The organism is Nonomuraea sp. NPDC050786 (assembly GCF_040654115.1).
GTDB lineage: Bacteria > Actinomycetota > Actinomycetes > Streptosporangiales > Streptosporangiaceae > Nonomuraea.
On sequence record NZ_JBFAHJ010000010.1, the window covers coordinates 239,568 to 258,689 of the forward strand.

21 protein-coding genes are annotated in these 19,122 nt (G+C 70.3%); 14 read left to right on the plus strand and 7 right to left on the minus strand.

The window, feature by feature from the left end; all coding sequences use genetic code 11:
• Positions 1–32 precede the first annotated feature (32 nt).
• Together AB0H84_RS21160 and AB0H84_RS21165 are read right to left on the minus strand one after the other, a co-directional pair.
• The gene (locus AB0H84_RS21160) at positions 33–353 is read right to left on the minus strand and encodes a tetratricopeptide repeat protein (protein WP_357606450.1); all 321 of its coding nucleotides are present in this window, start codon (positions 351–353) and stop codon (positions 33–35) included.
• A gap of 1 nt (position 354) precedes the next feature.
• Entirely contained in the window at positions 355–1,329 is a 975-nt protein-coding gene (locus AB0H84_RS21165; RefSeq protein ID WP_357606453.1) for a pirin family protein, read from the minus strand.
• A 142-nt stretch (positions 1,330–1,471) separates the two neighbouring features.
• Between AB0H84_RS21165 and AB0H84_RS21170 the strand changes: the two genes are divergently transcribed.
• Both AB0H84_RS21170 and AB0H84_RS21175 read left to right on the plus strand, forming a co-directional pair.
• Complete coding sequence (locus AB0H84_RS21170; RefSeq protein ID WP_357606456.1) at positions 1,472–2,104, plus strand: phosphotransferase; 633 nt, start codon at positions 1,472–1,474, stop codon at positions 2,102–2,104.
• Between the two features lie 144 nt (positions 2,105–2,248).
• Positions 2,249–4,027 carry a helix-turn-helix domain-containing protein gene (locus tag AB0H84_RS21175; RefSeq protein ID WP_357606459.1) on the plus strand — a complete coding sequence of 593 codons (1,779 nt, stop codon included), beginning with the start codon at positions 2,249–2,251 and terminating at the stop codon, positions 4,025–4,027.
• Between the two features lie 51 nt (positions 4,028–4,078).
• On the opposite strand, the gene AB0H84_RS21180 is transcribed toward AB0H84_RS21175, so the two are convergent.
• Entirely contained in the window at positions 4,079–4,276 is a 198-nt protein-coding gene (locus AB0H84_RS21180; RefSeq protein WP_357606462.1) for a hypothetical protein, read from the minus strand.
• A gap of 103 nt (positions 4,277–4,379) precedes the next feature.
• Here AB0H84_RS21180 and AB0H84_RS21185 point away from each other — a divergent pair, with 103 nt between their 5' ends.
• Entirely contained in the window at positions 4,380–4,553 is a 174-nt protein-coding gene (locus tag AB0H84_RS21185) for a hypothetical protein (RefSeq protein WP_357606465.1), read from the plus strand.
• A gap of 169 nt (positions 4,554–4,722) precedes the next feature.
• Here the strand turns inward: AB0H84_RS21185 and AB0H84_RS21190 are convergent, their stop codons facing one another.
• Together AB0H84_RS21190 and AB0H84_RS21195 are read right to left on the minus strand one after the other, a co-directional pair.
• Positions 4,723–5,781 (minus strand): NAD(P)-dependent alcohol dehydrogenase, encoded by a 1,059-nt coding sequence (locus tag AB0H84_RS21190; RefSeq protein ID WP_357606468.1) that lies wholly within the window; start codon positions 5,779–5,781, stop codon positions 4,723–4,725.
• A 524-nt stretch (positions 5,782–6,305) separates the two neighbouring features.
• Entirely contained in the window at positions 6,306–7,097 is a 792-nt protein-coding gene (locus AB0H84_RS21195; protein WP_357606471.1) for an SAM-dependent methyltransferase, read from the minus strand.
• A gap of 75 nt (positions 7,098–7,172) precedes the next feature.
• On the opposite strand from AB0H84_RS21195, the gene AB0H84_RS21200 reads away from it, so the two are divergent.
• The 8 genes from AB0H84_RS21200 (at position 7,173) to AB0H84_RS21235 (ending at position 16,020) form a co-directional block, all read left to right on the plus strand.
• The gene (locus tag AB0H84_RS21200) at positions 7,173–7,352 is read left to right on the plus strand and encodes a hypothetical protein (protein ID WP_357606473.1); all 180 of its coding nucleotides are present in this window, start codon (positions 7,173–7,175) and stop codon (positions 7,350–7,352) included.
• 273 nt (positions 7,353–7,625) lie between these two features.
• The gene (locus AB0H84_RS21205; RefSeq protein ID WP_357606476.1) at positions 7,626–8,663 is read left to right on the plus strand and encodes a LacI family DNA-binding transcriptional regulator; all 1,038 of its coding nucleotides are present in this window, start codon (positions 7,626–7,628) and stop codon (positions 8,661–8,663) included.
• An 82-nt stretch (positions 8,664–8,745) separates the two neighbouring features.
• On the plus strand, positions 8,746–10,014 hold the full coding sequence (locus AB0H84_RS21210; RefSeq protein ID WP_357606479.1) for an extracellular solute-binding protein: 1,269 nt from the start codon (positions 8,746–8,748) through the stop codon (positions 10,012–10,014).
• A gap of 4 nt (positions 10,015–10,018) precedes the next feature.
• Entirely contained in the window at positions 10,019–10,960 is a 942-nt protein-coding gene (locus AB0H84_RS21215) for a sugar ABC transporter permease (RefSeq protein WP_357606482.1), read from the plus strand.
• Positions 10,957–11,769, plus strand: coding sequence for a carbohydrate ABC transporter permease (locus AB0H84_RS21220; protein ID WP_357606485.1), 813 nt, complete (start codon positions 10,957–10,959; stop codon positions 11,767–11,769). Before AB0H84_RS21215 ends, AB0H84_RS21220 begins: the two co-directional genes overlap by 4 nt.
• A gap of 28 nt (positions 11,770–11,797) precedes the next feature.
• A complete protein-coding gene (locus AB0H84_RS21225) occupies positions 11,798–13,684 on the plus strand; it encodes a beta-L-arabinofuranosidase domain-containing protein (protein ID WP_357606488.1) in 1,887 nt (628 codons plus the stop codon).
• A 4-nt stretch (positions 13,685–13,688) separates the two neighbouring features.
• Entirely contained in the window at positions 13,689–15,398 is a 1,710-nt protein-coding gene (locus AB0H84_RS21230) for a CBM35 domain-containing protein (RefSeq protein ID WP_357606491.1), read from the plus strand.
• Between the two features lie 106 nt (positions 15,399–15,504).
• Complete coding sequence (locus AB0H84_RS21235) at positions 15,505–16,020, plus strand: XdhC family protein (RefSeq protein ID WP_357606494.1); 516 nt, start codon at positions 15,505–15,507, stop codon at positions 16,018–16,020.
• 5 nt (positions 16,021–16,025) lie between these two features.
• On the opposite strand, the gene AB0H84_RS21240 is transcribed toward AB0H84_RS21235, so the two are convergent.
• Positions 16,026–16,370, minus strand: coding sequence for a MarR family transcriptional regulator (locus AB0H84_RS21240; protein WP_357606496.1), 345 nt, complete (start codon positions 16,368–16,370; stop codon positions 16,026–16,028).
• Positions 16,371–16,419: 49 nt separating this feature from the next.
• On the opposite strand from AB0H84_RS21240, the gene AB0H84_RS21245 reads away from it, so the two are divergent.
• Positions 16,420–16,779: a hypothetical protein gene (locus AB0H84_RS21245; protein WP_357606499.1), complete on the plus strand. Its 360-nt coding sequence runs from the start codon at positions 16,420–16,422 to the stop codon at positions 16,777–16,779.
• A gap of 18 nt (positions 16,780–16,797) precedes the next feature.
• Here the strand turns inward: AB0H84_RS21245 and AB0H84_RS21250 are convergent, their stop codons facing one another.
• Positions 16,798–17,676, minus strand: a complete 879-nt coding sequence (locus AB0H84_RS21250; RefSeq protein ID WP_357606502.1) for an NAD(P)H-binding protein — start codon at positions 17,674–17,676, stop codon at positions 16,798–16,800.
• Between the two features lie 70 nt (positions 17,677–17,746).
• On the opposite strand from AB0H84_RS21250, the gene AB0H84_RS21255 reads away from it, so the two are divergent.
• The gene (locus AB0H84_RS21255) at positions 17,747–18,826 is read left to right on the plus strand and encodes a LysR family transcriptional regulator (RefSeq protein ID WP_357606505.1); all 1,080 of its coding nucleotides are present in this window, start codon (positions 17,747–17,749) and stop codon (positions 18,824–18,826) included.
• 111 nt (positions 18,827–18,937) lie between these two features.
• Positions 18,938–19,120 carry a hypothetical protein gene (locus tag AB0H84_RS21260; RefSeq protein ID WP_357606508.1) on the plus strand — a complete coding sequence of 61 codons (183 nt, stop codon included), beginning with the start codon at positions 18,938–18,940 and terminating at the stop codon, positions 19,118–19,120.
• The last annotated feature ends 2 nt before the right edge of the window (positions 19,121–19,122 follow it).

The following is a 19,122-nucleotide window of genomic DNA, read 5'->3' on the forward strand; positions in this document are numbered from 1 at the left end:
CGCCGGTCTCGACCTGGCCCCGATCGGGTGCCTCACGCGCCGGTCATGGCGGCGTGCAGCCGCAGGTACGGCTCGGCGTCCTTCGGCCGGTTCTGGCGCTGCAGCGTACGGCCGAGCAGCAGGCAGGCGTACTCCTCCGCCGGGTCGCGCTCCAGGATCACCCGGAGCTCGGCCTCGGCCCGGCGGAGCTGGGCCGAGTGGTAGTAGGCGCGGGCCAGCAGCAGCCGGGCCGACAGGTTCTCCGGCGCTGCCGCCACCACCTCGGCCAGGATGCGCGCGGCCCCGATGTAGTCCTCCGAGTAGAAGAACCGGCGACCCCGCTCGTACTCCTCGGCAAGCCTCTCGATCGGCATGTCACTCCTCTCCGGTGTGCGGGACGCGTCCGGCGGGGACGACGCCCAGGCGGCCGGCCTGGAAGTCCTCCATCGCCTGAACGATCTCGGCGCGGGTGTTCATCACGAAGGGGCCGTAGTGGACGACCGGCTCGCGGATGGGCTGCCCGCCGAGCAGCAGCACCTCCAGGTTCGGCTCGGCGTGCGGCTGAGCCGTGTCGGCGGCGACGGTGAGCGCCCCGCCCTGACCGAAGACGGCCAGCTGGCCCTTGCGGACCGGCCTGCGCTCGTCACCGGCGAAGCCCTGCCCGGCCAGCACGTACGCGAGGGCGTTGAAGCCCGGGTTCCACGGCAGCTCCAGCCGCGCGCCGGGGCTGACCGTCGCGTGCACCATCGTGATCGGCGTGAACGTGACGCCGGGACCGGCGTGCCCGTCCAGGTCGCCGGCGATCACCCGCAGCAGCGCGCCGCCGTCGGCCGAGGCCAGCAGCGCCGTCTGGCGGCCGCGGATGTCCTGGTAGCGCGGCACGTGGAACTTGTGGGCGCGGGGCAGGTTGACCCACAGCTGGACGCCGTGGAACAGCCCGCCCGAGACCACCAGGTGCTCCGGCGGCTTCTCGATGTGCAGCAGGCCCGAGCCCGCGGTCATCCACTGGGTGTCGCCGTTGGTGATCGTGCCGCCGCCGCCGTTGGAGTCCTGGTGCTCGAAGATGCCGTCGATGATGTAGGTGACGGTCTCGAAGCCGCGGTGCGGGTGCCAGGGGGTGCCCTTGGGCTCGCCGGGCGCGTACTCGACCTCGCCCATCTGGTCCATGTGGATGAACGGGTCCAGCGCGGACTGCGGCACGCCGGCGAACGCGCGCCGGACCGGGAAGCCCTCGCCCTCGAACCCGCTGGGCGCGGTCGTCACCGACCTCACGGGCCGCCGCGTGACGGCGGCCGGGCCCGGTACGGCGACGCGCGGCAGCGTCAGGGTGTCGGCGGTGATGGCGGGCATGACCCCTCCTGTTTGTTGAAACTTCAACTGTTCCCTCGCCCCAACACGTGAACGCCGCCGGGCATTCCCGGCTTACCTTGATCGCAAGTGGGGGACATCCCAACTCGCCCGCTGGTAGGTTTCTGCACTGTCTGTTGATCTATTGGGGGTTTACGGTGAACCAGCCGTTGGTGGAGGACGATCCGCGGCGGTTGGGTCCGTACGACATCCTCGCCCGCATCGGCGAGGGCGGGCAGGGCGTCGTCCATCTCGGGCGCGCGGAGACAGGGGAGCTGGTCGCCGTCAAGCTCCTGCACCGCGGCCTGCTGACCGACCCCAGCGCGCGGAGCAGGTTCCTGCGCGAGGTGCAGCTGGCCCGGCGGGTGGCCAGGTTCTCCACCGCGCCGGGATCCGGCACGGGGACTTCAAGCCCGGCAACATCCTGATGGGGCCGGAAAGTCCCGTCGTGATCGACTTCGGGGTCGCCCGCGCCCTGGACACCCCGGGCACCACCTCGTCCGGATCGGTGATGGGGACGCCGGCGGCCTACCTCGCGCCGGAGCAGCTCGGCGGGGTGCCGGTGACGGCGGCGGCCGACATCTTCGCGTGGGGCGGGACCGTGGTGTTCGCCGCCTCGGGCCGGTCCGCGTTCGGCGCCGACTCCACCCCGGCGGTGATCAACCGCATCCTCAACCAGGAGCCGGACATCTCCGGGCTCAGCGGGACTGGTCACCGCCGCCCTGTCCAAGGATCCGGCCGGCGCTGCGCGGTTCGATGCCGGAGAGGCCATGTTTGAGCCGTTGACCGACGTGTCATGGGCCGCCGCACCCCGGGCCACGTGGCGTGCCGGGCAGTGGTCAACAGTCATCCACAGCGCCGGATGTGAAGTGAAGGCGCAGGTGGTCGGCGTTAGGCTGAAAGTGTGCCGGCTCCTAGGAGCATGACCGTCGCTGATGCGCTGCGCGCACTGGTCACGTCTGCTGATGCGCATGAGCTGGAGAAGGTCATGGCTGCTGCAGGCATGGACGACGCGTTCGACGCAGCCATGGACGTGTTCAACGTGCTGGCCCACCTCCGTCGCCGTCAGCGCGAACTCACTGGCCTGTATGCCACGGCCCGCGAGCTGACCACGGTTCGGGCGATCGACGAGGTCCTGCAATCGATCGCCGAGCGGGCGCAGGAGCTCGTGCCCAGCGCCGACGCCAGCTACATCGCCGTCCGCGAGGAAGACGGCAGCTTCAAGGTACGCGCGAGCGTTGGGCTGACGTCGGCCGTCTTCAAGCAGGTTCAAACCCTGCCGGGCACCGGCATGGCGGCGCAGATAGCAAGGACCGGCAGCTCGCTGTGGATCCGCCGCTACGTGGACAGCGACACCATCGTTCACGAGGAGAAGCTGGATGCTGCGCTGGCCGAGGACCAGCTCGTCTCCGTTCTCGGCGTGCCGTTGAAGATCCGCAACGAGGTCATCGGGATCCTCTATGCGGCCAATCGTTTCGAACGTCCCCCAAGCGCCGAAGAGTACGTGCTGCTGGAAGCTTTCGCCGACCACGCCGCAATCGCTCTCGAGAACGCTCGCCTGTTCGGCCAAGTCGACGCGGCGCGGTGTGCGGCGGAAGAGGACGCGGAGACGATCCGGCGCGCGGCTGGACTTCATGATCGGCTGACGAAGCTGGTGCTCGAAGGCGCCGACGTCGATGAGGTCACGCAGGAGATCTCAGTGGTATTCCAAGGCAACGTGCGCGTGCTCCAGCCCGACGCGCAGGAGCTCCAGGAGGCGATTGCCGAGAGCTGGCGCAACGGTCACTCAGTGGCGACGGATGGCGGATATGTCACGGCTCTCGGAGCCGGTGGGGCGAGGCTTGGAGCACTTGTGCTCGAGACCGGCACACTGCTCAGTGCGCCAGACATGCGGAACCTGGAGACCACGGCCCACATCCTCAGCCTGCTGGTCTTCCGCCAGCAGGCGATCGTCGAGGCAGAGGAACGGGTGCACGGCCAGCTCTTCAGGGAGCTGGCCACAGGCGGGACGCTCCGCGATCATCAGCGCTTGCTGGCGCGGGCGCGCGGCTTCGACCCCGACGGTTCGTTCGTCGCGGTGTTCGCGCGTCGTGAGTCCGGACGCCCCGCCGACCTGGCGTGGGCCATGTCGTCATTCGCACGCTCACATGCCGGACTCGGCGGCGAGCACGGGTCGGGTGCAGGAGCCTTCCTGCCGGGAACCGACGCTGAAGAACTCGCTCGATTCGTCCACGACCGCCTGAAGCACGAGCTGCGGGGCGGACTGATCGTTTGTGCGGCTGCGCCGCAACCGCCGGTCGCGCCAGATGCCCAGATGCGCCTGGCGGAGCGCTCCGCAGCGTTGCTGCACTCGCTCGGGCGGGTCGATGCCGCATTCAGCGCCCACGAGCTCGGCCTCTACAGCATCCTCGTCACCCCTGAGCGGAGCGACGAACTAGCGGCTTTCCTGCACGCCACCATCGGGCCGCTGAGCGAGCACGACGCCACCCACGGAACAGCCCTCCTGGACACGGTACACGCATACTTTCGCGAGGGCGGCAATCTGGCCCGCACTGCTCGCACGCTCTATGTTCACCCCAACACCGTGGTCAAGCGCCTAGCCCGCGTCACTGCTCTGCTAGGGGACGACTGGCAGTCGCCCGACCGAGCACTGGAGCTCCACATGGCTCTGCAGCTGCGCTGGCTTGCGAACCGCGTCTGAATTCGGCCCCGAGGTTCGGCGAGCACCCGCCATGAGCCGGCGTCGATCGCATCAGTCCGGTGCTACGCGCCCCCAGAGGTGGTTGAACGCGATGCTGTCGTAGAACGCGGTGCCGTCGATCACCTGGCCGTCGCGCAGCCTCATCACCCAGGCGTAGGCGTTGTCGTAGCGTCCGCCGCCATTGGCGACCCCGCTGCCGTCCCAGACCACGATCACGGTGTCGCCATCTGCGTGGATCGCCGCCTCCACCTGCACCCGCGGCGCGGCGAGCGGAGTACGCGGCTCGTGAGGCGTCGGTGGCCATGGTCGGCGCCGATGTCCGGTGCCACGACCACGGCCCGGAGCCTGCGAGGTGGGCGGCGTACCCGAGCGGCGCAGCTTCGACTGCGCCCGGCACGGCATCGTGGACCTCTCCGCCCTCAACACCGCCACCGGCACGGTGGTCGGCAAGCTGTCGGCCCGCCATCGCGCGGTCGACTCCGGGACTTCCTGGACGAGATGGACCGCCACGTCGAACCAGGCCTGACGGTCCATCTCATCTGTGACAATCTGTCCACGCGCAACGCGCCGGTGGTGCGTGCCTGGCTGCGACGCCGGCTCACTGGGTCGCCGTCCACGCCGAGTGCGGCTCTCCTCAAGAGAGTCTGCTCGGGCCTCCTCGCAACGGCTGCTGTGCCGGCATCCTTCAGGTGGCGTCAGTACTTGATGACGGCGCGGCCCACGATCTCGCCCGTCCGAATGCGGTCAATCGCGTCGTTGACGTCCTCGAACCGGATCGTGTGGACGGTGTGCTGCACCTTTCCCTGCTCGGCGAGCGCGACGACTTCGCTCAGGTCGTTGTAGTTTCCCCAAAATGACCCGTGGTAGGTGTATTCGCGGGCCACCAGCGGGAACAGAGGGATGTCGATCCGGTCCCCGACGAGGCCGACCGACGCGTAATGCCCGGCGATGGCGAGTAGCCCGAAGCCCAGCTGGATCATCTCCTCGGCGCCGGCGCAGTCGATGCCCGCGTCGATCTCGTCTTGGCCGGTGGCCTCGCGGAGTTCGGCCCGGACTTCGTCAAGGGATCGGCCGCCGATGTTGATGACGTGATCCGCGCCGAGCCTCCTCGCGACTTCGAGCTTGTCGGGATTGCGGGCGAATGCGACGACGGTGGCGCCGCCGCCGAGCAGCTTGGCGTACTGCACGGCGTACGTGCCCAGGGCTCCCGCCCCCATCACTCCCACCACGCGGCCGGGACCGAGAGCGCCCGCGTCACGGAGCTTCTTGATGCCGCGGTACGGGGTCAGGCCGGCGTCGGTCAAGGGCGCCAGCTGCTCCGGAGCGAGGTTGTACTGCGTGTCCACCTTGATGACATACGCGGCGGGGACGGGGACGTACTCGGCGTAACCGCCGTGAGGCCCGAATCCCGGCCATGCGCCGTGAGCGCAGATCTGAGTGTCGCCCCGATGGCAATGGCGGCAGGTGCCGTCGCCCCACCCGCCCACGACAACCACCTGATCGCCTTCGCGGTGGCCGCCGGTTTCGGCCGCGCTCCCGACTCGGACGATCTCGCCGGCGATCTCGTGGCCCGGCGTGACCGGGAAGGAGGGCGCAGCGTAGTTGCGGAAGTAGCCGTCAACCAGCTGCACATCGGTGCGGCACATGCCGGCGGCCCGGACCTTGACGAGCACCTCGTCGGGGCCGATGTCGGGAGTCGGTACCTCCTCGAGGACGAGCGGCTGGTTGTAGCCGTGCATTCGGGCTGCGCGCATGGTGCTCGGGAGCTGATGCGTCCCTGTGACAGAAGTGGACATGATGGACAAAGTGATCCTTGCGGAGTAGTGTGTCTCGAACTCTGGGAGGCAGCTCGGGTTCAGCTGGCCCTCTTCGCGCGTTCACGGGGGATAGTTCCCCGCTACCGTGAAACGGTGGCAAAGACGGAGAAAGTGCTGCACCAGGGCCCGCTTCGGGTGCCCACAAGCGTCTGATGCCTCCCACTGACCAGGCTAGGCGGGTGGGCGCGGAGCGGGTAGGTCGTAGTCGCACACTGTTCCTGCGGGTTCGGTGGTCCAATATGACACCGTTTGTGCCGCCCCAAACGCGCTGTCATGCCTGGGGCATGATCGGGCTCAAGTACTTGCACTGCGCCGGCTGACGCCGGCGTCTGCGCAGGTCGGCGGGGCAGGGCGGCCGCGCGCATGCTTTCGACCGCGCATCCAGGGGACGGGGCAGCCGTCCGGGCTGGGGACGCCGCATCTGTTACGGCTGCTGACGGCGGCCGGCGGTCCGTCGCCCGTTACGGCTTGCGGCCCACGCCGCAGACCGCGTTCACCGTGGTGGCCGGAGGCTGCGCTGCCCCGGACGGTCGCCGCCAGAGCGGCGTGGACACCACGCCCGGCTCCACGAGCTCGAGCCCCTCGAAGTAGCCGGCCAGCTGCTCGGGGCTGCGCAGCGTGTAGGGGAAGGCGGCCCGCTCGTTGTAGAAGCTCACCGCCTCCACCAGCGCCGGGTTGACGTCGACCCCGTCGGACAGCGCGAGGTGGCTGCCGGGCGGCAGCGCCGCGACATAGCGGCGGACGAGATCGGTGGCGAGGCCGTAATCGGGGACCTGACCGGCGATGCTGAGCATCACCAGGCCGATCGGCCGGGCGAAGTCCAGCGTCTTGGCCGCGGCGGCGAGGACGGTGCCCGGCTCGCGCACGTCGGCCTCGACGTAGTCGGTCCTGCCCTCCGGGCTGCCGGAGAGCAGGGCGCGGGCGTGCACGAGCACCAGCGGGTCGTTGTCGACGTAGACGATGCGCGACTCGGGCGCGATGCGCTGCGCCACCTCGTGCGTGTTGTCGGCGGTGGGCAGGCCCGCGCCGATGTCGAGGAACTGCCTGATGCCCGCCTCGGTGACGAGGTAGGTCACCGCTCGCCGGAGGAACTCCCGCTGGAGCCTGGCCACCTGCGCGAAATCGGGGAACATGCGCAGGAGGGCGTCCCCGGCCTCGCGGTCCACGGGGTAGTTGTCCTCTCCGCCGAGCAGGTGGTTCCAGACCCGGGCGGAATGCGGCTTCGTACGGTCGATCCTGGGGTCGGCGTCCATTGCCGAAGCGTATACGATCTTCGTGATCAGCTCTGCGGCGAAGATTGCGTGCCCTGTGCGAGGGGCGCGGCCGGAATGGCCGCGATGATGCCGCTCAGCGAGATCCACGCCGTGAGCAGGACCCTCGACGAGGCGTCGCACAGCCCCGTCGCGGACGCTCTTGCCGCGCCCTGGGGGATCGGGCCGGGCCGTTCGTGCTTTGTCCGTCCTCAGCAGGCGCATCCCACGACGCGGTCGCGCCTGCTCGGCGCCTGACGTACGCCACGCGCCGGTCGATCATTCATGTTTCCGGCATGTCACGATTTCGTATCGCCGCCGGTCCTCGCCCTTGACGCGTGCCGCCCGACGGCGCGACAGTCGAGCCACATCGTTGAACCGGTTCGCTGACTCCCGCAGCCGCAGAGCGAGAGTTTCCGGCCCCGGGCCGGATAGATCCTGCCCGACACCAGGACAAGGGCGTCATCCGGTCCACGATGCACAAGCTTTCGCGACGTCATCGTCGAACCGGTTCAACAGCAGGAGGTGAGTGTGGCGACGATCGGAGACGTGGCCCGGGAGGCCGGGGTGAGCCGCAGCACGGCGTCGTATGCGCTGTCGGGCAAGCGGCCCATCTCGGACGAGGTCCGCCGGCGGGTGCTGGCGGCCGCCGAGGCGCTCGCGTACACGCCGAACGCAGGCGCCCGCGCGCTCGCCACGTCCCAGACCAAGGTCCTCGGTCTGCTCGCCCAGTTCCACGAAGACGAGTTCGCGCCCGCGATGATGCAGTACCTCCTGGGCGTCACCGACACCGCCCGCGACCTGGGCTACGACACGCTGCTGGTCACCGAGGCCGACGGCGCGCGGGCGCTGCGGCGCATCACCGACTCCCGCATGGTGGACGGCGTCGTCCTCATGAACATCGCCCAGGACGACCAGAGGCTGCCCATCCTGCGGGCGGCGCCGCAGCCGGGCGCCCTGGTCGGCCTGCCGGGCGACTGCTCCGGGCTGGACGTGTTCGACCTCGACTTCGAGGAGGCCGGCAGGGTGATGGTGGAGCACCTCCATCGCCTCGGCCACCGCGAGCTCATCCTGATCTCGCAGCCCGAGCACGTGGTCGAGCGGGGCGGCGCGTACGTGTGGCGCCTGCGCGACGCCGCGCTCGAACGGGCCCGTCAGCTCGGCGTAACCCTGCACGCGGTGTACGGCGAGTCCCGGCAGCCGGCCGTCGGCCGCCTGCTCAACGAGCTGCTCGACACCTACCCGTCGGCCACCGGCCTGATGATCAACAACGAGGCGGCCACCGCGGCGCTGCCCTCGGTCGCCCACGAGCGAGGGCTGCGCGTGCCCGAGGACCTGTCGGTCATCGGGCGGTACTCCGCAGAGTTCGCCGCGACCTTCTCCCTGCCCTATTCGTTCATCGAGAGCGCGCCCGACCGCCTCGGATCCATGGCGGTGCGCCAGCTCGTGCGCCGCGTCGAGTCGCCGGCGGCGCGCGACGAGCCGTTCGTGGTGCGCTTCATCTCTCCCGAACTCATCTCCCGAGGCAGCACCGCACCCCCGGGAGCACCCCACCCGAACGCCCGCTAGCAGCGGGCCCGATTCCTCGACACCTTCTGGCGCGCTCATTGTGAGCGTTAACATTGGAGTGAGATCGATGAACCGTCCGTCGATGTCCACGAGGGCGACGGTCTTCGGAACCGCCGTCCTGGCACTGTCCGCCCTGGCCGCCTGCGCGTCCGCCCCCCAGGGCGGCACCACCGCCACCGCCCCCACGGACGGCGGCGCGAACGGGGGCGGCGCGTACACCTGGTGGGACCCGTACCCGCAGCATGACGCGTCCTCCGCCTGGGCGAAGCGGGTGGACTCCTGCGGGCAGCAGGCCGGCGTCACCATCAAGCGCACCGCGTACGACACCACCGCGCTGACCAACCAGGCCCTGCTCGCCGGCCAGGAGGGCAACGCGCCGGACGTCATCCTCCTCGACAACCCCGCCGTCTCGACGCTCGCCGACGCCGGGATGCTCACCGCGATGTCCGACTTCGGCCTCGACACAGCACGATTCGACAAGAACCTCATCGCCGCGGGCGAGCTGGACGGCAAGACGTACGGCATCCCCATCGGTGCGAACACCCTCGCCCTCTACTACAACAAGAAGATCCTCGACGCGGCCGGCGTCGACCCCAAGTCCGTCAAGGACTGGGCCTCGCTCGACGCGGCGCTGAAGAAGGTCAAGGCCGCGGGGAAGAAGCCGATCACGTTCTCGGCCATCGGCACCGAGGAGGGCTCGTTCCAGTTCCTGCCCTGGTTCTGGGGCTCCGGCGCGCAGCTCACCCAGCTCGACTCGCCGCAGGCCGTGGCGGCCCTCGACCTGTGGACGAAATGGGTCAAGGACGGCACCGCGCCCAACTCGGTCATCAGCAACTCCCAGAACACCACGTGGGAGCAGTTCCTGACCGGGGACTTCGCGTTCGCCGAGAACGGCACGTGGCAGATCGACAGCGCCAAGAAGGCGGGCTTCCCCACCGGGATCGTGCAGATCCCCGGCAAGGACGGAGGCACCGCCCCCACGCCCACGGGCGGCGAGTTCATCACGGTCCCGGTGCAGAAGGACACCAAGCGCTACGACGTCACCAAGAAGATCCTCGAGTGCATGACGACGCCCGAGGGCCTGGTCGAGACCGGTACGACGTTCGCGTACTACATCCCCTCCACCGCCGAGGGCCAGCAGGCCATCCTCGCCAAGGAGCCCGGCCTGAAGCCGTGGGTCGACGCCGTGCGCTCGGCCAAGGGCCGGACCAGCGACAACCTCGGCACCAAGTACCCGAAGATCTCCGAGGCACTGTGGACCGGGGTGCAGAAGGCGCTGAGCGGCGCGGCCACCCCCGCCGACGCGCTCAAGCAGGCGCAGGCCCAGGCCAAGCAGGCCACCGGCAACTGATCCGATGACATCCCTTCGCACCGAAGCGGTCATGGCGCGCGGAGCGGTCCACGCGGCTCCCCGGCGGCGGTCCGGGAAGTGGACGGCTCTCGCGTTCCTCGCACCGCTCGTGATCTACCTTGCGCTCTTCTACGCCTACCCGCTCTACCGCAACATCGACCTCAGCGTGCACGACTACACGCCGCGGGCGTTCGTGCGGGGCGACGCCGAGTTCACGGGGCTCGACAACTACGTGGCTATCCTGTCCGACGACACGTTCGTCCGGGCGCTGCGCAACACGGCCCTGTTCACCCTGGTCTCCATCGCCGCCCAGTACGCGCTCGGCCTGGCGCTCGCGGTCTTCTTCCACCGCAACTTCCGCCTGTCCGCGGTGCTGCGCGCGATGTTCCTCGTGCCGTGGCTGCTGCCGCTGATCGTCTCCGCCTCGACCTGGTCGTGGATGCTCAACAGCGACAACGGCATCGTCAACGCGGCCCTGCAGGCGTTCGGGATCGGCCAGATCAACTGGCTCACCTCGCCCGGCACCTCGCTGCTGGCCGTCACCATCGCCAACATCTGGCTCGGCATCCCGTTCAACCTGGTCATCCTCTATGCCGGGCTGCAGAACATCCCGCCCGACCTGTACGAGGCCGCCGGCCTGGACGGGGCGAACGGGTGGCAGCGGTTCCGGCGCATCACCTTCCCGCTGCTGCGCCCGGTGTCGGCGATCACGCTGCTGCTCGGCCTCATCTACACGCTCAAGGTCGTCGACATCATCTGGATCATGACGAAGGGCGGTCCGGCGGACGCCTCGACGACGTTGGCCATCTGGTCGTACCGCGAGGCGTTCGGCACCGGCCAGCCCGACTTCTCGCCGGCGGCGGCCGTCGGCAACCTGCTCATCCTCATCGCCTTCGCCGCGGGGCTCCTGCACGTGCGGCTGCAGCGCAGGGAGGACCACGCATGAGGACCTTCCCCTGGAAGACGGTGGTGGGCGTCGTCCTGGTCGGGCTGATGCTCTTCCCGGTCTACTGGATGTTCAACGTCTCGCTCACCAGGACCGGCGACATGCGCGCCGACCCGCCGCACTGGTTCCCCTGGAACCCCACGTTCGAGGGGTACGCGGCGGCGTTCGCCCAGCAGTTGCCGGCCCTGGCCACAAGTCTCTTCATCGGCCTCGGGACCGTCGCGCTCACGCTGGTCGTGGCCCTGCCCGCGGGGTTCTCCCTGGCCAGGCTGCGGCCGCTCGGCGCGCGCGGGATGGACTTCCTGCTCCTCGTCGCGCAGATGATCCCCGGCGTCGTCATGGCCATGGGCTTCTACGCGATCTACATCAGGCTCGGGATGCTCAACACCGTCCCGGGGCTGATCGTCGCCGACTCGACGCTGGCCGTGCCGTTCGGGGTGCTGCTCTTCCGGGCGTTCATGGCGAGCATCCCCGGCGAGCTCATGGCCGCGGCGCAGATCGACGGGGCGAGCACCTGGCGCACGTTCCGTTCGATCGTCCTGCCGCTGAGCCGCAACTCGGTGATCACGGTCTCGCTCTTCGCGTTCCTGTGGGCGTGGTCGGACTTCATCTTCGCCTCGACCCTCAACCGCAACAGCGACGTGATCCCCATCACGCTCGGCATCTTCCGCTACATCGGCAACAACACCACGCAGTGGAACTCGATCATGGCGACCGCCGTGATCGCGTCCATCCCCGCGGCCTTCCTCCTGGTCCTCGCGCAGCGCTACATCGCCGCCGGGGTCACCGCGGGCGCCGTCAAGGACTGACCCACCCGTTCGTCGAAAGGTTCACCACATGACCAGCCCCGTGCTGCCGTCGCAGGGCCGGGTGCGCCCTCTCGGGCTCGCGCAGGTCTCCATCACCGGAGGATTCTGGGGGAGCCGGCAGGCCGTGAACGCCACGGCCACGCTCGCCCACTGCGAGTCGTGGATGGAGCGCCTCGGCTGGCTGGCCAACTTCGACCGGGTCGCCGCCGGGACGACCTCGCCCGACCGTCCCGGCTGGTCGTTCTCCGACTCGGAGGTCTACAAGCTGCTGGAGGCCCTGTCCTGGGAGTGGGGCCGTACCGGTGACCCGGGGGCGGAGGCGGCGATCAAGCGGCTCACCGCGCGCGTCGCCCGCGCCCAGGACCCGGACGGGTACCTCAACACCTGCTTCGGGCACGGCGAGCAGCCGCCGCGCTACAGCGACCTGGAGATGGGCCACGAGCTCTACAACACCGGCCACCTCCTGCAGGCCGCGGTGGCCCGGCTGCGCACGTACGGCGAGGACGACCTCGTACGGGTCGCGCGGCGGGCCGCCGACCACGTGTGCCGCACCTTCGGCCCGGACGGCATGCCCGGGATCTGCGGGCACCCGGAGATCGAGGTCGGCCTCGCCGAACTCGGCCGGGCGCTGGGGGAGGAGCGCTACATCGAGCAGGCCCGCCTCTTCCTCGACCGCCGGGGGCACGGCACGCTCAGGGACATCCCGCTGGGACGCGCGTACTTCCAGGACGACATCCCGATCCGGGAGGCCGGCGTGTGGCGCGGCCACGCCGTCCGCGCGCTCTACCTCACCGCCGCGGCCGTGGACGTCGCCGTCGAGCGCGGCGACGACGAACTGCTGCGCGCCGTGGAGCGGCAATGGGAGCGCTCGGTCGCGCGCCGCACCTACATCACGGGCGGCATGGGCTCGCGCCACCAGGACGAGGGCTTCGGCGAGGACTGGGAACTGCCGCCGGACCGGGCCTACTGCGAGACGTGCGCCGGCGTCGCCTCGATCATGGTCTCCTGGCGCCTCCACCTCGCCACCGGCGACGTCCGCTACACCGACCTGATCGAGCGCACGCTCTACAACGTCATCGCGACCTCCCCGAGCCCCGACGGCCGGGCGTTCTTCTACGCCAACCCCCTCCACCAGCGGGCCCCGGGCAGGCCGGCGGACGCGGACGAGGTCAGCCCGCGCGCGGAGGCCGGCGTCAGGGCCGCCTGGTTCGACGTCTCCTGCTGCCCCACCAACGTCGCCCGCACCCTGGCCGGCCTTCAGAGCTACCTCGCCACCGCGGACGACGACGGCCTTCAGATCCACCAGTACGCGCCCTCGACCATCCGCGCCGAGCTGCCGGACGGGCGGCGGGCGGCGGTGGCGGTCGAGACCACCTATCCGGAGAGCGGAACCGTCCGCGTCCGGATCCTGGACGACGGGCTCTGGACACTCACCCTGCGGGTCCCCGCCTGGGCCGCGGGTGCCACGCTCACCGACGACGGGCGGGCGCGGGCGGTCGAGCCCGGCCTGGCCACGGTGCGGCGAGCCTTCCGCGCGGGCGAGGTCATCACGCTCGAACTGCCGATGGAGCCCCGCTTCACCTGGCCGGACCCCCGCATCGACGCCGTACGCGGCTGCGTCGCCGTCGAGCGCGGCCCGGAGGTCCTGTGCGTCGAGTCGCACGACCTCCCGCACCCGGGCGGGCTCGACGCCCTGGCGATCGACCCCCAGTCCGGCCCGCGTGCCGAGCCCGGCGGCGCCCGGGTCCGCGGCCGCCTGGCCGCACCCCCTGACCGGCCGTGGGCGTACTCCCGTGCCACGGCCGCCTCGGTGGCGGATGTCGAGTGGGTCGACGTGCCGCTGCGGCCGTACCACTCATGGGCCCACCGCGGCCCGTCGAGCATGCGCATCTGGTTGCCCGTCGAGAAGGAGTGACACGATGTCCCGAATCCGAGTGCTCGCCTTAGCCCTGGTCACCACGGCCGCTGTCCTGGTGACCGCCCTGGTGACCACCGCACCCCCGGCCGCGGCGGCGGGCGCGACGCTGACCGTGAACGTCGCGCAGCCGTTCAGGCCGGTCACCCACGTCGCCTCCGGCGGCCTGTACGGCCTGGCCGAGGACTCCCGCCCGGCCGACTCCACCCTCCTCCCGATCAAGGTGAACTCCCTCACCCAGCCCGCGCCCGGCGTCGGCCAGCGCCCCAACGGCCAGCCGCCCGGCGGCGACTCCCTGCTGGTGGCGCCGCAGGCCACCCGCGTCGGCGCGGGCGAGTTCATCCGCATGCCGGACATCTATCCGAACTTCCCGTACCGGTGGGTGAGCTGGAACGACTGGCTCGCCAAGGTCAACACCATGGTCAACGCCCGCCTGTCGGCCACCACGGTCACGAACATCCTCGGCTGGGAACTCTGGAACGAGCCCGACTACACCTGGAACACCTCCGCCGCGGGAAACTTCAACGACGGGTGGGTGCGCACGTACCGCGCGGTGCGCGCGCTCGACACGCTCACGCCGATCGTCGGCCCCAGCACCGCCACCTACAACCGTTCCTGGATGCAGTCGTTCCTCACCAACGCCAAGAACACCGGCACCCTGCCCGACATCATCTGCTGGCACGAGCTGCAGAACCCCACCAGGATCGCCGGCGACATCGCCGACTACCGCAACCTGGAGGCCTCGCTCGGCATCAGCCCGCGCCGCATCTCCATCAACGAGTACGCCGCCACCGGCGAGGTGGACGTCCCCGGCCGGATCGCCAGCTACGTCGCCAAGTTCGAGCGCGGCGGCGTGGAGTCCGCCCACCGGGCCTTCTGGTACGAGTACGGCACCATGAACGGCCTGGTCGTCAACAACAACCAGCCCACCGGCACCTGGTGGCTGTACAAGTGGTACGGCGACATGGCCGGGAACATGGTGACGACCACGTCGACCACGCAGACCGGCCTGGACGGTTTCGCCTCCTACGACGGCACCCGGAAGATCGTCAACGTGGTGTTCGGCAACGAGTCCGGCACCAACACCGTCAACCTCACGGGCCTCGGCGCGCTCGGCTCCAGCGTCCGCGTCACGCTCTCGTCCACTCCGTCGAGCGGCCGCTTCACCGCGGTCGCCGCGCCCACCACGATCTCCACCACGACCCGGACGGTCAGCGGCGGGCAGCTCAGCGTGTCCGTGCCCAACATGGTGGACACCCGCGGCTACCGGCTCACCGTCGAGCCGGCCGCCGGGGTGCCCTCCTACCAGCAGCGGTACGAGGCCGAGAACGCCTCCGTGTTCCGCGCCCAGCGGCTGACCGCCCCCAGCGCGTCGGAGGGCGGCTATGTCGGCCGGATCGACAACTCGGGCACGCCGCGCACCGACAGCTACGTCGACTTCGTGGTGAACGTGCCCACCGCGCGCTCCTACACGATGACCATCGGGTACGCCAACGGCACCGGCGCCACCGCGACCCAGGGGCTGGCCTACAACGGCGGCGCGTGGACCACCGTCAGCTACCCGCCCACCTCGGGCTGGGGGCAGTTCGGCGCCACGATCAGCACCACCGTCACCCTCAATGCCGGCTACAACGTGATCCGCCTGGCCAAGGGCTCGCCGCACTTCGCGGGCGGCACGGGATACGCCGAACTCGACTACATCCAGCTCACCTGACCTGACCCCCGGCGATCCGGCGCGACCAGGCGCCGGATCGCCGGGACGGCTGCCGCAACCCCCCACGGCGATGACCTCGCGGGTGCGGTCATGTCAGACTGCGGATATGACCCACACCCACGACGAGGACCCGGCGTGTGAGGTGGCCCACCACGAGGCTCCTGGCGAGCTGGCCGGGCGGACGCTGGTCGCCGTCTTCGCCTCTCCGGTGGCCGACTGCCTGCTGAGGTTCGGGGCCGAACTCGGCTTCCGCCCGATCCTCCTGGAGCCCGACCCCGAGCGCCGCGTCGGCGGGTTCACGGTGGTGACCGAGCTCGGCGAGTACCTCGACGCCACGGCCGACGTGGTGCTCACCGACCATCACCGCGAGGAGATCGGCCCCGTCCTCCGCGACGTGCTCAAGTTCCCTGTCCGGTGGGTCGGCATCATGGGCAGCGCCCGCCACGTGGCGCCGCACGTGCGGGCGCTGGCCGACCTCGGCGTGCCGCCGGAGGAGATCGCTCGGGTGCACCGGCCCATCGGGCTCAACATCGGCTCGCGCACGCCACCGGAGATCGCCGTCGCCACCCTGGCCGGCCTGATCGCCGACCGCAACGGCCGCCCCGGCGGTTTCGCCTTCTAGGGGTTTCAGCCGTCCTGCGGCTCGGGGTCGTCGGCGGCACGGGTCGCCGCGATCACCCGCGTCAGCACCTGGTGCAGCTCCTGCAGCTCGTCGATGCCCATACCGAGACGGGCCACGATGGCGGGCGGGATCTTCTCCGCCTGCGCCCGCAGCTCCCTGCCGGCGGGAGTGAGGGTCACGGCCAGGGCGCGTTCGTCCTTGCTGTTGCGTTCGCGATGGATGTAGCCGAGCGCCTGCAGCCGCTTGAGCAGGGGGGACAGGGTGCCCGGGTCGAGCCGCAGCAGCTCGCCCAACTCCTTGACCGACAGGATGAGTGGTAAGTAGAGCGCCACATCACGTGTTTCGCGCAATTGGTGATCCGCGAAGGGACACGTGAGGCGGGAACGGTACATTACGCGCATGTCCTCCGCTCCACGCCCGGACGACCGTGTCGCGTCCGCGTTCCGGTTCGCCACCGAATTGATCGCCTGGGTCGCGACCCCGTGGGCGCTCGCCCCGCACTCCGTGCTGCTGGCCGTGCTGTCGGTCGTGGTGCTGATCGGGCTGCCGACCCTGCTCTCCACCCCGGGCGACAAGCGGAACGTGATCGTCGCCGTGCCGGGCCCGGTGACGATCCTGCTCGTCGTCGTGCAGCTCGTGGCCGCGGTGGCGGCGGCGTGGGCCGCGTGGCACGTGGTCGCCGCCGCGATCGTGTCCGTACTGGCCGTGGTCACCCTGGTCCTGGAGCTGCCGCGCTGGCGGTGGCTGGCCTCCCGGTGAGGGCGAGGGCCGTCACGGTCACTGCGAGAACGCCGGCTTGAGCACCTCCTCACACCACTGGCGGAAGCTGGTGGGCGTGGTGGAGCGCGGGGTACGTGGCTGGGCGCTGTAGATGCCCCGCTCGACCGCGGCGGTCATGTCGATCAGGCCCTGGGCCCAGGCCTCGCTCATCCCGTGCCGTATGAGGGTGGCCTTGTAGGCGTCGCCGGGGACCTGCTGGAAACGGACCGGTCTCTCCAGCACCTCCGACATGATCTGCGCCATGTCATGGGCGGACAGGTCCTCGGGCCCGAGGACCGGGACGCCTTCCTGCCCGCTCCAGGAGTCGTCGAGCAGCAGTTCGGCCGCGACGGCCGCGATGTCGCGGGTGGCGCAGGACGGAACCTTGCGATCCCCGGACATCGGCAGGAAGAAGGCGCCCTGGCTCTTGATCGGCTCGATCTGCCGGAGCATGTTCTCCATGAAGCCCGGCATCTCCAGGGCCCGGTAGCTCACGCCGGTCTTCTCGATCAGCTCGTCCATGGCCAGCGCCGCGGATATCTGCCCGGCGTTCTCGGCCACCCCGCGGCCCAGGGTGGAGACGCCGACGACGCGCCGGACGCCCTGGCTCACGATGGCCTCGCACAGGGGCCGGGTGAAGCTCAGATAGTAGTCCTCGGCGCTCGTGGCGCTGGGGTCGGGAGGCACGACCCAGAAGACGGAGTCGGCGCCGGCGAACGCTTCGGTGAGGACGCCGAGGTCGTTGTGCGATCCCGGCACGACCTCGACTCGTTCGCGTACGCGCGGGGCCAGGCGGGAGGGATCGCGGACGATCACGCGGATCGCCTCCGCGCTGTCGAGGATGTTGTCGAGAACCTGCCGGCCGATCTGGCCGGTGGGAGTGGTGATGACGATCATGTGGCTCAGTCAACCGGCTCCGGCGGCACACCTGAAGGACCGATCCGATCGCCATTGATACCCTGCAGGTATGAATGACCTGGAGGTCCGGCAGCTCCGGTACTTCGTCGCGGTCGCGGAGGAGCTCCACTTCGGCCGCGCGGCCGAGCGCCTGGGCATGGCGCAGCCCCCGCTCTCCCGCGCGATCCGCGAGCTGGAACGCCACCTGGGCGTGCGGCTGTTCGAGCGCACCACGCGTCACGTCATCCTCACGAGGGCCGGGGAGGGCTTCCTGCGGGATGCCCGGACCGCGCTCGACGCGGTCACCGCGGCCGGTCGGCGAGCCCGCCACGCCGGCCAGGCCACGCCGCGGCTGCGGCTCGCGCTCAAAGCGGACAACGACGGCGGGCTGCTGCCGCAGATCCTTGCCGCCTACCAGCACGAGGAAGCGGCGATCGCTGTGGAGCTGGTGCTGGGCGGACGGGGGGAGCAGGCGCAGGCGCTCCGTGACGGGCGCGCCGACGTCGGGCTGCTCGTCAGTCCCTTCGACGAGCGCGGCCTGGACATCGAGCCGCTGCGCACCGAGCCCCGCCTGGCCGCCCTGGCGGCGACCGATCCGCTGGCGGCCCGGCCATGCCTGCGGCTGGCGGACCTGGCCGGCCGGACGCTGCCCGACGGAACGCCCGCCGACCAGCAGCTGCCCGCCGCCGTGGCTGACAACACAGCCGGCAGCCCGGCCGGCAGCACAGTCGGCAGCACAGTCGGCAGCACAGTCGGCAGCACAGTCGGCAGCACAGTCGGCAGCACAGTCGGCAGCACAGTCGGCAGTGCAGCCGACAGGGGATCAGCCGACGGCGGAGGGGAGCCGCCGCGGACGGCGGCCCGCGGGCTCGTCGCCGGAAGCCGGCAGGCGGCCGCGGATCTGGCACAGGTCTTCAGGCTGATCGAGCTGGGCGACACCGTCTGCCTCCTCCCCGCCTGGGTGACCCGCCGCTACTCGTGGCCCGAGATCGCCTATCGGCCGGTCATCGACCTCGAGCCGGCCACGCTGGCCGTCGCCTGGCCGCAGGACATGCGCTCGGCCGCGGTCGCCGCCTTTGTCCGCGCGGCCGTTTCGGTCGCGGCAATCACCGGGGCGGGAGCGGAAATATCCCAGCAGGTGGCCGGCTAAAAGCCCGGAAACAAATAAGTGCGCCCTTTTTCGTGACCGATTATCGCGGCCTTCCAATCGTCAGTTCGTGAATTTATATTAGAGCGGTCGGAGAGCAGAAAGGACGCCATGATGGGTGCCACGGAATCGATCAGGACCGACCTGCCCCACCTCAGCGGGATCCGCCTCGACGCGCTGCGGGGCGACGGCGATCCGGCGCTGGATCTGGCGACCGACCGCGCCGTGGCGCAGGTCGCGCGCGCCAGAGTGGCCGCCGGCGCGGACGGCGGCACCACGGCCGAGCGACTTGACTGATC

Coding starts and splice junctions, on each gene's coding strand:
- AB0H84_RS21160 (WP_357606450.1), bottom strand. CDS start 353: ATGCCGATCGAGAGGCTTGCCGAGGAGTACGAGCGGGGTCGCCGGTTC.
- AB0H84_RS21165 (WP_357606453.1), bottom strand. CDS start 1,329: ATGCCCGCCATCACCGCCGACACCCTGACGCTGCCGCGCGTCGCCGTA.
- AB0H84_RS21175 (WP_357606459.1), top strand. CDS start 2,249: ATGACCGTCGCTGATGCGCTGCGCGCACTGGTCACGTCTGCTGATGCG.
- AB0H84_RS21190 (WP_357606468.1), bottom strand. CDS start 5,781: ATGCGCGCAGCCCGAATGCACGGCTACAACCAGCCGCTCGTCCTCGAG.
- AB0H84_RS21195 (WP_357606471.1), bottom strand. CDS start 7,097: ATGGACGCCGACCCCAGGATCGACCGTACGAAGCCGCATTCCGCCCGG.
- AB0H84_RS21200 (WP_357606473.1), top strand. CDS start 7,173: ATGGCCGCGATGATGCCGCTCAGCGAGATCCACGCCGTGAGCAGGACC.
- AB0H84_RS21210 (WP_357606479.1), top strand. CDS start 8,746: ATGTCCACGAGGGCGACGGTCTTCGGAACCGCCGTCCTGGCACTGTCC.
- AB0H84_RS21215 (WP_357606482.1), top strand. CDS start 10,019: ATGACATCCCTTCGCACCGAAGCGGTCATGGCGCGCGGAGCGGTCCAC.
- AB0H84_RS21220 (WP_357606485.1), top strand. CDS start 10,957: ATGAGGACCTTCCCCTGGAAGACGGTGGTGGGCGTCGTCCTGGTCGGG.
- AB0H84_RS21225 (WP_357606488.1), top strand. CDS start 11,798: ATGACCAGCCCCGTGCTGCCGTCGCAGGGCCGGGTGCGCCCTCTCGGG.
- AB0H84_RS21230 (WP_357606491.1), top strand. CDS start 13,689: ATGTCCCGAATCCGAGTGCTCGCCTTAGCCCTGGTCACCACGGCCGCT.
- AB0H84_RS21235 (WP_357606494.1), top strand. CDS start 15,505: ATGACCCACACCCACGACGAGGACCCGGCGTGTGAGGTGGCCCACCAC.
- AB0H84_RS21245 (WP_357606499.1), top strand. CDS start 16,420: ATGTCCTCCGCTCCACGCCCGGACGACCGTGTCGCGTCCGCGTTCCGG.
- AB0H84_RS21250 (WP_357606502.1), bottom strand. CDS start 17,676: ATGATCGTCATCACCACTCCCACCGGCCAGATCGGCCGGCAGGTTCTC.
- AB0H84_RS21255 (WP_357606505.1), top strand. CDS start 17,747: ATGAATGACCTGGAGGTCCGGCAGCTCCGGTACTTCGTCGCGGTCGCG.
- AB0H84_RS21260 (WP_357606508.1), top strand. CDS start 18,938: ATGGGTGCCACGGAATCGATCAGGACCGACCTGCCCCACCTCAGCGGG.